Source organism: Vagococcus xieshaowenii (assembly GCF_004792515.1).
Lineage (GTDB): Bacteria > Bacillota > Bacilli > Lactobacillales > Vagococcaceae > Vagococcus_A > Vagococcus_A xieshaowenii.
In genome coordinates this window covers 724,692-736,992 of sequence record NZ_CP038865.1, presented here as the reverse complement: position 1 = coordinate 736,992, position 12,301 = coordinate 724,692, and the positions used below count along the sequence as shown (strand labels likewise).

Below are 12,301 nucleotides of genomic sequence, written 5' to 3'. Positions count from 1 at the left end.
CCTCTATTTCATTTCTAACATTCTGTCTTGCCCATTTAAATCTTGATAAATCATTACTTTCTTTGTCGTAAATGCTTCTTGATACAATTGTTGAATCGCACGTCCTTGCTTAAAACCAAATTCAAAATAAACACGTCCTTCGATAGCTAGCACGTCTTTAATTTGAGGTATCATTTGCTCGTAACATAATAAGCCATTGTTATCAGCAAAAAGGGCTTGTTTTGGTTCATACTCTCGTACACTTTCATCCATGTCTTCCCATTCATCTTCACTAATATAAGGAGGATTGGAAATAACAATATCAACGGTTTCATCCGCTTCAACAAGCGAACCTAATAGGTCGCCCTGCATGAATTCAATCGATACTTGATGCTTCTGAGCGTTTTGACGAGCTACCTCTAAGGCTTCTTCTGAAATATCAATCGCAATAACACGCCATGTTGGCTTTAATTTCTTTAAAGTAATCGCAATGATGCCCGTTCCGGTCCCAACATCTACAACCGTGATAAACTCTTTCTCCTGGTTGTTTTTTAAACATAACTCAATTAATTCTTCCGTTTCAGGTCTTGGAATAAGTGTAGCAGGTGTGACGTTAAATTCACGGCCATAAAATTCTTCAGAGCCTATAATATATTGAGCAGGATAACCCGCTTCAAAGGCTTTAATATCCTCAATAAATTGAGCTTCTTGCTCCATCGGCATAGGCTTGCGTAGATGCATTAATACTTCTGTCTTATTCCAACCTAATCTTCTTCCCAAAAGATATTCCGCAGCCTCACGTTCTTTCTTCTTTTCATTTAAAAAAGAAGAAGCCCAAAAAAGGACTTCTCCGTATGTTTTAGTGGTCATTCTGCATTTGCTCCAGTTTTTGCGTTTGATCATAAATCATTAACGCATCAATGATATCATCCATATCACCAGATAAAATACGATCCAATTGCTGAATAGTCAAGCCTATACGGTGATCCGTTACGCGATTTTGTGGGAAGTTATATGTACGAATACGTTCAGAACGATCACCCGTTCCGATTGCTGACTTACGTGTTGCATCATATTCGCTTTGTGCTTCTTGTTGCATCTTATCATAAACACGCGCACGTAAAACTTGCATCGCTTTTTCACGGTTTTGTAACTGTGAACGTTGATCTTGCATCGCTACAGCGATTCCTGTAGGTAAATGAGTTAATCGTACTGCTGAAGCCGTTTTATTAACGTGCTGTCCACCTGCTCCAGATGCATGATAGATATCGACACGGATGTCTTTTTCATCCAAGTCTAATTCAACTTCTTCTGCTTCAGGTAATACTACAACTGTAGCAGTTGATGTATGAACACGACCTTGAGATTCTGTTGCCGGAATACGTTGCACACGATGCGCACCGTTTTCATATTTTAATTTAGAATACACATTATTACCAGAAATCATCGCAATAACTTCCTTATAGCCACCAATACCTGTAATGTTAGCTTCCATGACTTCAAAACGCCAACCCTGTTTTTGAGCAAAACTTTGATACATTTCAAATAAGTCACCAGCAAATAGTTGGGCTTCATCTCCACCCGCTGCACCACGAATTTCCATGATAATATTTTTATCATCATTAGGGTCTTTAGGTAATAATAAGATTTTTAAGTTTTCTTCTAAAGCAATTTTTTCATCTTTTAATTCGTATAATTCTTCTTTTGCCATCTCAGCCATTTCAGCATCAAGATTTTCTGATAATAATTCCTCAGCATCCTTAATTCCTTGGATAACTTCTTTGTATCGACGGTAAACATCCACTGTTTCACGCGTATTTGCTTCTTCTTTAGATAACTCCATGAAGCGCTTGTTATCAGAAATAACAGTTGGGTCACTCAATAATTCTCCAAGTTCTTCGTAACGGTCTTCTACCGCTTGTAATTGATCAAACATAGTGATAATCTCCTTACTTAATATCGTTCATTTTACTTTTATAGTTTGGGGTTGTGATAATGTTTGCGACACACAGGATAATACGATTCATTACCACCTATTTGAATTTGTTCACCATCATAGACTGGTTGGCCATCTGAAACACGCAAATTCATAATCGCTTTCTTATGACAAAACCAACAAATGGTTTTTAATTCTTCTAATTTATCAGCATAAATCAATAAATATTTAGAGCCTTCAAATAATTCGTTTCTAAAATCATTTTTTAAGCCAAACGCCATGACTGGGATATCTAATTCATCTACTACACGAGTGAATCCTTCCACATGATGCTTTTCCAAAAATTGTGATTCGTCAATTAAGACACAATAAGGTTTATGAGGTAATTTATTAATTTCTTCAAATACATTTGTCTCTGAAAAAATTGGGATAGCAGGACGTGACAACCCTATTCGACTTGAAACAACTCCCACACCATCGCGCGTGTCAATTCCACTAGTCATCAGTACTACAGGTTTATTCTGTTCCTCATAATTATGCGCTACTTTAAGAATTTCGATTGTTTTACCGCTATTCATTGCGCCATATTTAAAAAATAATTGTGCCATCTTATCATCCTTCACTTTCACATTCTTCCTAAAACAGTATAACGGAAAATCAATGAAAAATCACTAATTACATTCAAAAATAGTCACCTTAAGAGATAAATAGCAAAAAAAGCAAAAACTATGAAGCTAGCAACCTGTAAAAGGTTCGATAACTTCATAGTTTTAGTACGTATTTATGAACGATGCTTATTCTGGTAACGACTCACGAGAAAACCCTTCTCCAATAACATTTTGAACATCATTAATCGTAACGAATGCTAATGGGTCAATCGTTGCAATTAATTTTTGAATAGGAACTAACTGATCACGAGAAATAACCACATAAAGAATTTTTTTAGGCGTTTGTTTATAATAACCTACACCATCCATCATAGTTACGCCTCGATTGATTTCTGTACTAATTGCCTTAGCAATCTCATCATAGTGGTCTGAAATAACCATGACAGTCTTTTTAGCATTGGTTCCTTCTAACATGAAATCTAACACTTTGGTGGAAATATATAGCGACAACAAGGTTAAAATGATTTTTTCTAGACCAATTACTTTATAAGAGGCAAATACAACCACCATATCTAATAGAAGTAAGACATAACTTACTCTCCAACCGGTATACTTATGAATCATTTTAGCTAAGATGACACTTCCTGCTGTTGTTCCTTCACCTTTCATGACAAGTCCAATCCCCACACCCATCAAGATACCTGCTAAAATAGCAGCGGTTGCTCCTTCAGAGGCGTAATACTGAAAGCCTTCTGTTAACTTTAAAAAAACCGACATCAAAAATACAGCATAGATAGTATAATAAATCGTGCTACGGTCTAACAACTTCCATCCTGCAACTAATAAAATAGTATTAAAAAAGATATTGGTAAAAGCCGTTGGAATTTGCTTTAAATAATAAAGAATCAACGTGATTCCCGTCACACCACCTTCACCCAACTCATTCGGGATGGCAACTGAGTTTACAGCTATTGAAAAAATCAACGTTCCTAATGTGATTAACAGCAAATTTTTGACTATTGTTTTAATATTTAACGACATTACTATACATCTCCCATCTTTATCACTAACAGTACCAATTTACTAGAAGATAAGCAGATATGCAATCATTATCTATCACCTTATTCATGCTATACTTACTATAATCACTTATTTTTCAGATAGAAAGGAAGAACGTCATGTTTCCTAAAACACAAAAGAAAATCAACCAAATGATTGAACAACAGATTATTCCTGGTGCGGTGTATAGTTTTAAGTCACTAAATAGTGAAGCAACTTTTACAAAAGGCAATAAGCAAATCCTACCATCCATTGAACCGATGACTGAACAAACACTATTTGACGTTGCATCATTAACTAAAGTTGTTGGGACTAACAGTGTTGTATTAAAACTTTTAGAAGAAAAAAAAATGAAGCTTGATCAGTCGATTAAACATTATTTACCAACTTTTGAAGATGATTCGGTGACGATTTTAGAACTTCTAACGCATACTTCTGCTATAAACGGTTTTATTCCCAATCGTGATCAATTGTCCCAAACTGAATTAATTGAAGCGTTCAACCATTTAAACGTCGATCATGCGTCTAAAGGAAAAAACGTAGTTTACACTGATACTGGCACTATTTTATTAGGCTTTGCAATAGAACAATTACTTCAAGAACCTATTCAAGTAATCATTCAAAAACAAATAATTGAACCTCTAGAACTTTCTCGCAGTACCTTTTTTCCACCAAAAGATGAATGTGCACCTACAAATAATCTTATTCAAAGTGAGCAACCATTGTATGGCATTGTTCATGATACAAAAGCTGCCGTCTTAAAAGAGCATTGTGGAAGTGCAGGGTTATTTAGTGACATTAACGATTTAAATCGTTTTTGCTATATGATGATGAATGATGGTCAAATAGGTGAAACAAAATTTTTAACCAAGGAAACCATCCAATCATTAAATCAAACGTGGTCTCCTAACGCCGATAAACACCGTTCTCTTGGTTGGGATTTAAAGTGGCATCCAAATAAGCAGCATCCTATACTCTTTCATACAGGTTATACAGGAACCTTTATTTTAATTGATTTAAATGAAAAACGTAGCTTTGTGTTTCTATCTAACCGTGTCCATCCACAGGACCATCGTGAAACATATATGACGCATCGTGATGAATTAGTCACAATATATTTAGAAGAAGTTGCTTCGCATTAGTGAAATATATACCAACTACCTATGTGTGGTTGGTTTTTTAATGAAAAAATAATATTTGGCTCCTCCTGATTATCACACGTTTCATTCTTATATTTACATCATTTTCACCACTATTCACGTCATGAAAACAGTTATTAAACTAAGTTTATGGTAAAATCATGACATAGAAAAAAGTAAAGGAGTTTGTTATGGCCTCAACGTTTAAAACCATCATTAAAACAGAAAAAAAATATTGGCTAAGTGCCTTTTTAATCCCCATGATTATTTTAGCTCTTGCCTATTTAACGGTTCCCATTTATCCAGGAAGTAAATTAACCTTATTAGCGAGTGATGCTTTTTCACAGTTTTCAAATTTCCATGCTAATTTCAGAAACATGCTATTAGGCAAGCAAAGCATCTTCTATTCTTGGAATGCGTCACTGGGACTTAATTATTTATCTCTTATCTCTTATTATTTAGGAGGAATTTTCACACCACTTGTATTATTATTTCCACTTAAAATGATTCCTGACGCGATGTATGTGCTGACCTTATTGAAGTTTGGATGTGCTGGTCTGAGTTTTTGGATTTTTGCACGTCAAACGTACCGTATTAAACCACTCTATCATGTCCTGTTAGCTATTAGTTATGCCTTAATGGGCTTTGCTGTTGCACATTCTGAATTAATTATGTGGTTAGATACTTTTGTCTGGATTCCCTTGATTTTATTAGGTATTCATCGCGTCATTGAGCAAAAGAAACCTATTTTATTATTTGTTTCTTATTTACTTTTATTCATGAGTAATTTTTATTTTGGCTTTATGGTCGGTGTTTTTTCATTTTTATACTTTTTTATTCGTGTTTCCATCGATTGGCGTCACAATAAACAAGCCATTCTACCTTATTTCATCACGTCAATTTTAGCTGGACTAAGTTCGATGATCATTATATTGCCAACTATTTTTGATTTAAGAGAAAATGGCGAAGCTTTAACTGAAATCAAACATCTAAAAACGGCAGCTACCTCGTGGCTTGATATTCCAGCAAAGAATATGATTGGTTCATTTGATACAACCAAATATGGCTCTATTCCATTCATTTATATTGGGCTAATTCCACTATTCTTGTGTACCTTTTATTTTGTATCAAAAAAATTCTCAGCTAAACATAAAATACTATTTGCTGGCCTATTCACCGTAATTATTGCAAGTTTTTATATTGAACCGTTAAATTTGTTTTGGCATGGTTTCCATGCACCAAACATGTTTTTATTTAGATACAGTTTCTTATTTTCAGTGTTGGTCATTGTTTTAGCTGGTTATGCCCTTGAAAAACTAACCAAAGATGATTTATTTACTTTACAAATGATCTTAATGGGCTGGTTATTAATCTTTGGCATTACCTATTGTTTACCCGATAAATTTAAATACGACTTTCTAACCAATTGGAATTTCTTGTTAACTTTGATTATGATCAGCGTTTATTTAATATTGTTAATTGTTTATTCAAAAGCCAATTCTTTTAATTGGTTACGTTTCAATTATCAAAAAACATTAACATTATTACTTTGTGCCTTTTTAGCTTTGGAAGTCACTACCAATACGACGTTATTAATTACTAGTATTCGAAATGACTGGAATTACCCTTCAAGAAGTCTGTTAAATAAAACATATGATGAATTCCAAGATGTGGTCGATCAAGCTAAAAAACGTTCTAACGACGAATTTTTCAGAATGGAAGCTATTAGTCCTATCTCTTCAAATGATAGTTTTAAATTCAATTATAATGGCGTTAGCATGTTTAACTCAATTCGTAATCGTCATTCTAGCAGTCTGTTACATAAATTAGGTTTTCGCTCTCGTGGCACAAACTTAAATATTCGTTATGCTAATAATACCTTGATTATGGATAGCCTATTAGGTATTAAATATAACCAAACTGCTAATGAATTAACAAAATTTGGTTTTAATGAAGTTTTCAATAACAAAGAATATCAATTGTACCAAAATGATTACGCAGCTGGATTAGGCATACTAACGAATAAGGCACTCTATGATATTACTATTCCTGAAAATGACAATCTAACTGCACAAACCAACTTATTAAATCAGCTTGCTGGAACAAATGAAAGGTTCTTTACTTCAACCAAACCAGAAATAGTAACAAGCACCAATACGACGATTCATTACAATGAGTCTAATCACATGACACTTACAGAACAACAAGGGAATATTGGTAAAAAAATCACTTGGAAAGTCGCTATTCCTGCAGGCAAACAAGCTTATATGAGTATCTTTCCGACTAACTTTGGCGAGTTAAGCAGTTCCACAGCTGAGTTGACTATTAATGGTAGAAAAACTAAAACACAGCTAAGTGTTAATGGGCAATACTATGACCTTGGTTACTATAATGCAGACACAACCCTTGAATTTAGTGTTGAATTTTACGGAACACGTGAGTTAACGATTATGAATCCACCGGTTATTTTACTTGATATTCCAGCCTATCAACTAGCCATGACGCAAGTAAACGATCAATCAGTCAACATGGATGTCAATGGGCGTCACGTTATAGCTACTGCAAATGTTGTCGATGAAAATAAAAATATTTTATTCACGACAATTCCTTTTGATAAAGGATGGCAAGCTAAAGTAAACGGAAAAACAGTTGAAATAAAAGACTTCGAGGATGGCTTTATTACACTACCACTAGCTATGGGTGAAAATACTATAGAAATGACTTATTTACCACAAGGATTCTTAATAGGCGTTGGCTTATTTATTAGCTGTTCTATTCTCTTTGCGGGCTATGTTTATTATTTAAAGAAAAAGGAGCAGACGTATGAGTAAAATTGGCTTTTTAGGTGCTGGAAATATGAATAGTGGGATTATCAAAGGCTTGTTGTCGAGCGGACTAGCAACAAATGAAGACGTATATGTAACAGCTTCGTCATTTGAACGTTCTAAAATTAAAGCAGACGAACTTGCTGTTCAATACGCTGAATCAAATGAAGACTTAATTAAGCAAACTGATACCATTATATTAGGTGCTAAACCTCAAGTTCTCGCTAGTTTATTACCAGAACTTGATGCCTTCTTATGGACAGATAAATTAATTATCTCTATTGCTGCGGGAATATCCATTAAACAACTACAAGCATATACACAACCACAAGCAAAAATTATCCGAGTAATGCCTAATATGAATATTAGCCTCCAAAAAAGTGTATCAGGCATTGCTTTTTCTGATAACGTAACACATGATGAACGTGAACGCGTAGTGAGATTGTTCAATTCGATTGGGACAACTTATACAATTGAAGAAAAAGACTTCGTTACGTTTACTGCTATTGCTGGTTGCTCACCTGCCTTTACTTCATTGTATGTGGATGGATTGAGTCGTTCTGCTGTGGCACAAGGATTACCTTTACAAATGTCTAGAGAAATTGTCATTGATGCCATGATCGGCACGTTATTAAACTTAAAAGAAAATGAACTCGCTCCTTGGGACTTAATCAACCAAGTCTGTTCCCCAGGAGGCACAACCATTCAGGGGGTTGCTTCATTGGAAAAAGATCAACTAACAACAGCACTCTTCAATGCAGTTAATGCCACTATCAGCCGTGATCATGAATTAAACAACTAATAATAAAAGACGAAATGATCGATCATTTCGTCTTTTATTTATGCATAATTCATATTTTTATGCATGAACAACGTATTTTATTCGCCTTTTAGATAAAAAATATACATAATACTTGCATTTTTATTCTTATCGTACTATACTTAACTTCGTTATTACAAATTAGGAGTGTGACATATGAAATTATTCAAGCGTTTCAACTATTTATTATTTATTTTATTATTCACTTTACCAACAATTGGACTAGCTGATGACGTACAAGACGACGTCTATCAAAAAATCGTTGATAAAGGTGTCCTAAATGTCGGATTATCTGCCGACTACCCACCTTATGAATTCCATGCAACAGTTGATGGCAAAGACAGCGTTGTCGGAATGGATGTCTCTATTGCTGAAAAAATTGCTGAAGATTTAGGCGTAGAATTAAAAATAACGGAAATGGGCTTCGATGGTCTATTGGGGGCTCTTCAAACCAATAAAATTGACTTAATTATTTCAGGAATGACCCCAACACCAGAACGTGAAAAAGAAGTGAATTTCTCAAACGCGTATAATACATCAAAAAATAGAATCATTGTTAGAAAAGCCGACAAAAACAAATTTAAATCATTAGAAGATTTTGATGGCCTTAAAGTTGGGGCTCAAAAACAAAGCGTTCAAGAAGAATTAGTTAACAATGAATTAGTTGGCGCTAAAGGTGTTTCTCTACAAAAATTCACCGATATTGTTTTACAATTACAAAATGACAAAATTGATGCTGCTGTTGTCGATGGACCTGTTGCAGAAGCATACTTAACACAAATCAAAGACTTAGCTTTTTCTCCGGTTGAGTTTGAAGAAGATGAAAAAGAATCTTCTATTGCTTTATCAAAAGATGCTCCTCTTTTATTAGACAAAGTCAATGCTTCTATTGAAGAGATGCATGCGAACAACTTAATTGATGAATATAAAGAAAAAGCGGCGACTTACATGGTAGGAGAAGAATCTTTCTGGAATAAATATGGTAGTTACTATGTCAAAGGGACTCTTTATACCTTACTCTTAGCGTTTGTCGGAGTATTGTGTGGAACTGTCATCGGTGCATTTTTATCACTAATGAAATTATCAAAAAACAAAATTTTAAAAGCACTAGCGTTTGTTTATATTGAATATGTTCGTGGGACACCGCTATTAGTCCAAATTTTCCTTGTATTTTTCGGTTCAAACGTAATTGGTTTAGACTTATCAGCAATTGCTTCAAGTTTAATCGCCTTATCATTAAATAGTGCAGCCTATGTAGCAGAGATATTCCGTGCTGGGATTAAAGCCGTTGATGATGGTCAAACAGAAGCCGCTCGTTCTCTAGGAATGAATAAAGTTCAGTCATTACGACATATTGTTCTACCTCAAGCGATTAAAAACATCTTACCTGCTTTAGGAAATGAGTTTGTAACTGTTATTAAAGAATCTTCAGTAGTATCAGTTATTGGGGTGTCAGAGTTAATGTTCCAATCAGGGGTTGTGCAAGGTGCAAGTTTTAAACCATTCTTACCAATAGTGATTGCCTCGTTAATTTACTTCTTCTTAACATTTACTCTATCTAGATTATTAGGTGTAGCAGAAAGGAAAATGAATAATGCTTAATATTAAAAATTTACATAAATCATTTGGTCAAAACGAAGTCTTAAAAGGCATCGACGCCAACATCAAACAAGGAGAAGTCGTCGTTGTAATTGGTCCTTCTGGGAGTGGTAAAAGTACCTTTCTACGTTGTTTAAATTTACTAGAAACACCTACGCAAGGCACCATAACTTTTGAAGGACAAAATATTACTGATAAAAACGTTGATATTAATAAAATTCGTGAAAAAATGGGAATGGTTTTCCAAAACTTTAATTTATTCCCTCATAAAACAGTGCTAGAAAACATTACGATTAGTCCGATTCAAGTAAAAAAAGAAAAACCTGATGTTGCTAAACAAACGGCTTTGGAATTATTAGAAAAAGTTGGCCTAGCCGATAAAGCTAATGCTTACCCAGCTTCCCTATCAGGCGGTCAAAAGCAACGGGTTGCTATTGCACGTGCATTAGCAATGAAACCTGATGTGATGCTATTTGATGAACCAACTTCAGCACTTGATCCTGAAATGGTTGGCGAGGTATTGGGTGTTATGCAATCATTAGCACAAGATGGGATGACTATGGTGATTGTGACACATGAAATGGGCTTTGCTCGTGAAGTAGCTGACCGTGTAATCTTCATGGCTGATGGCTATATTCAAGAAGAAGGAACACCTGAACAAATTTTTACGGCACCAACCAATGAACGTACGCAAGATTTCTTAGGAAAAGTTTTATAAAAAATTAAAAGGAGCTATGACAAAAGTTTGTCATAGCTCTTAATGCTAAATAAACGCTTTTGTCACAATCTATTATTTATAAAGGAGTGAATCAAGATGAACAGACTTTTATTAAATCATTATTATCAAGAAACACCTGATAATTTATTCATGCAGTTTGCTGACTTAGCAGCTACAACCCCTAATATCATTGATTTATCAATAGGAGATCCAGATATCACCACGCCCTCAGCTATTATTGAACAAGCCTTTCAAGATGCCAAAAATGGACATACACATTATACTGCCGCAAACGGTAGTCCAGAATTAATCACAGCGATTCAAGATTATTACGTTAGAAACTATCACTTATCCTTTGAAGCGAATCAAGTCTTTGCTAGCGTTGGGGCCTTACACGGAATGTACCTGGCTTTACAAGTCCTCATCAATCCTGGTGATGAAGTCATTTTACACGACCCCTACTTCTCTCCTTACAAAGAACAAGTCATTGCCGCAGGTGGTATTCCTATTATCATTCCGACGTTTGAAGAGGATGGCTTTGAACTTAATTTGACGTTATTAGAACAAGCCATTACACCTCAAACCAAAGCGATAATCATTAATACACCGAATAATCCAACAGGGGCTATTTTTAGCAAAGAAACGTTGAAAGGCATTGCAACGTTAGCCCAAAAGCATAACGTTTATATTCTATCTGATGAAGTCTATGAAGCCTTTTGTTATCGGGAGACATTCTATCCTATGGCTCAATTCGCACCTGATCATACACTAACATTTGGAAGCTTCTCAAAATCATTTGCCATGACTGGATGGCGTTTAGGTTACGTCATAGCACCTGAATATATCATTGAAGCGATTGGTTTATTAAACGAAAACGTGGCTTATTCTGCTCCATCTATTTCACAACAAGCAGGTATCTATGCACTTACTCATGCGACTTCCTTAATGGCAGAAACAAAAAAAGTCTTTGAAGAACGCATTCAATTGATTAATCAAGAAGTAAGTCGTATTCCGTTCTTATCCATGATCCCTACTAAAGGAAGTATGTACGCATTTATCAATATTAGTCAAACGGGACTTGATTCCCTAACCTTTGCAAAAAAACTATTAGTCGAACAGCACGTATTAGTCATTCCTGGTATTGCATTTGGATCAGCAGGTGAAAATTATATCAGAATCGCTGCGACCCAACCGGTAAATGTACTTAAAAAAGCTTTCGATAAGATAGCATTAATGAATGATTAGTCAAAAAAAGCCTGCTTCCTTAATTAGGAAACAGGCTTTTTGATTTAGCTATTATTTTTTGCTAGCTAAAACTTTTAATAAAATGTTTAAAATTGCAGGAGCTCCTGCACCACCGATTACTGTTGATAATAAACTCATTACATCAACATTTCCGCTTTGTAATAAACTAGCGATTAAACCACCGATAGCTCCAACTGCTGTATTAGCTGTTCCTGAAGCTGGGATATTTTTAGCAACTTTTTTAGTTCCTCCCCCGATAGCTCCTCCAATAATTGTAGATAAAATATTCCAAATAAGTCCTGACATAATATAACACCCTTTCTAAACTTTATAGAATAATTTTATCACTTCATTTATTAATATAACTAATTAA

At 34.8% G+C, this 12,301-nt stretch carries 11 protein-coding genes; 6 read left to right on the top strand and 5 right to left on the bottom strand.

All coding sequences use genetic code 11. The annotated features are described in order from the left end of the window. Nucleotides 1-3 precede the first annotated feature (3 nt). From prmC to E4Z98_RS03600, 4 genes are all read right to left on the bottom strand, one after another. Entirely contained in the window at nucleotides 4-849 is an 846-nt protein-coding gene (prmC, locus tag E4Z98_RS03615) for a peptide chain release factor N(5)-glutamine methyltransferase (protein WP_135253683.1), read from the bottom strand. Next, nucleotides 839-1,915: a peptide chain release factor 1 gene (gene prfA, locus E4Z98_RS03610; protein WP_135253684.1), complete on the bottom strand. Its 1,077-nt coding sequence runs from the start codon at nucleotides 1,913-1,915 to the stop codon at nucleotides 839-841. The genes prmC and prfA overlap by 11 nt, the downstream gene beginning before the upstream one ends. Nucleotides 1,916-1,953: 38 nt before the next feature. Beyond that, nucleotides 1,954-2,523 (bottom strand): thymidine kinase, encoded by a 570-nt coding sequence (locus E4Z98_RS03605; protein ID WP_135253685.1) that lies wholly within the window; start codon nucleotides 2,521-2,523, stop codon nucleotides 1,954-1,956. Between the two features lie 186 nt (nucleotides 2,524-2,709). After that, complete coding sequence (locus E4Z98_RS03600) at nucleotides 2,710-3,564, bottom strand: YitT family protein (RefSeq protein ID WP_135253686.1); 855 nt, start codon at nucleotides 3,562-3,564, stop codon at nucleotides 2,710-2,712. Nucleotides 3,565-3,701: 137 nt separating this feature from the next. Here E4Z98_RS03600 and E4Z98_RS03595 point away from each other — a divergent pair, with 137 nt between their 5' ends. The 6 genes from E4Z98_RS03595 to E4Z98_RS03570 all read left to right on the top strand — a co-directional run bounded on the left by E4Z98_RS03595 (nucleotide 3,702) and on the right by E4Z98_RS03570 (nucleotide 11,928). Further along, complete coding sequence (locus E4Z98_RS03595) at nucleotides 3,702-4,724, top strand: serine hydrolase domain-containing protein (protein WP_135253687.1); 1,023 nt, start codon at nucleotides 3,702-3,704, stop codon at nucleotides 4,722-4,724. Between the two features lie 188 nt (nucleotides 4,725-4,912). Next, the gene (locus tag E4Z98_RS03590; protein ID WP_135253688.1) at nucleotides 4,913-7,552 is read left to right on the top strand and encodes a YfhO family protein; all 2,640 of its coding nucleotides are present in this window, start codon (nucleotides 4,913-4,915) and stop codon (nucleotides 7,550-7,552) included. After that, nucleotides 7,545-8,348 carry a pyrroline-5-carboxylate reductase gene (gene proC / locus E4Z98_RS03585; protein ID WP_135253689.1) on the top strand — a complete coding sequence of 268 codons (804 nt, stop codon included), beginning with the start codon at nucleotides 7,545-7,547 and terminating at the stop codon, nucleotides 8,346-8,348. Before E4Z98_RS03590 ends, proC begins: the two co-directional genes overlap by 8 nt. A 174-nt stretch (nucleotides 8,349-8,522) precedes the next feature. Beyond that, nucleotides 8,523-9,968 (top strand): ABC transporter substrate-binding protein/permease, encoded by a 1,446-nt coding sequence (locus tag E4Z98_RS03580; protein WP_135253690.1) that lies wholly within the window; start codon nucleotides 8,523-8,525, stop codon nucleotides 9,966-9,968. Then, nucleotides 9,961-10,683, top strand: a complete 723-nt coding sequence (locus E4Z98_RS03575) for an amino acid ABC transporter ATP-binding protein (protein WP_135253691.1) — start codon at nucleotides 9,961-9,963, stop codon at nucleotides 10,681-10,683. Before E4Z98_RS03580 ends, E4Z98_RS03575 begins: the two co-directional genes overlap by 8 nt. Before the next feature lie 96 nt (nucleotides 10,684-10,779). Beyond that, entirely contained in the window at nucleotides 10,780-11,928 is a 1,149-nt protein-coding gene (locus E4Z98_RS03570; RefSeq protein WP_135253692.1) for a pyridoxal phosphate-dependent aminotransferase, read from the top strand. 51 nt (nucleotides 11,929-11,979) lie between these two features. Here the strand turns inward: E4Z98_RS03570 and E4Z98_RS03565 are convergent, their stop codons facing one another. Continuing rightward, nucleotides 11,980-12,234 (bottom strand): hypothetical protein, encoded by a 255-nt coding sequence (locus tag E4Z98_RS03565; RefSeq protein ID WP_135253693.1) that lies wholly within the window; start codon nucleotides 12,232-12,234, stop codon nucleotides 11,980-11,982. Nucleotides 12,235-12,301 lie beyond the last annotated feature (67 nt).

Coding starts and splice junctions, on each gene's coding strand:
- prmC (WP_135253683.1), bottom strand. CDS start 849: ATGACCACTAAAACATACGGAGAAGTCCTTTTTTGGGCTTCTTCTTTT.
- prfA (WP_135253684.1), bottom strand. CDS start 1,915: ATGTTTGATCAATTACAAGCGGTAGAAGACCGTTACGAAGAACTTGGA.
- E4Z98_RS03605 (WP_135253685.1), bottom strand. CDS start 2,523: ATGGCACAATTATTTTTTAAATATGGCGCAATGAATAGCGGTAAAACA.
- E4Z98_RS03600 (WP_135253686.1), bottom strand. CDS start 3,564: ATGTCGTTAAATATTAAAACAATAGTCAAAAATTTGCTGTTAATCACA.
- E4Z98_RS03595 (WP_135253687.1), top strand. CDS start 3,702: ATGTTTCCTAAAACACAAAAGAAAATCAACCAAATGATTGAACAACAG.
- E4Z98_RS03590 (WP_135253688.1), top strand. CDS start 4,913: ATGGCCTCAACGTTTAAAACCATCATTAAAACAGAAAAAAAATATTGG.
- proC (WP_135253689.1), top strand. CDS start 7,545: ATGAGTAAAATTGGCTTTTTAGGTGCTGGAAATATGAATAGTGGGATT.
- E4Z98_RS03580 (WP_135253690.1), top strand. CDS start 8,523: ATGAAATTATTCAAGCGTTTCAACTATTTATTATTTATTTTATTATTC.
- E4Z98_RS03575 (WP_135253691.1), top strand. CDS start 9,961: ATGCTTAATATTAAAAATTTACATAAATCATTTGGTCAAAACGAAGTC.
- E4Z98_RS03570 (WP_135253692.1), top strand. CDS start 10,780: ATGAACAGACTTTTATTAAATCATTATTATCAAGAAACACCTGATAAT.
- E4Z98_RS03565 (WP_135253693.1), bottom strand. CDS start 12,234: ATGTCAGGACTTATTTGGAATATTTTATCTACAATTATTGGAGGAGCT.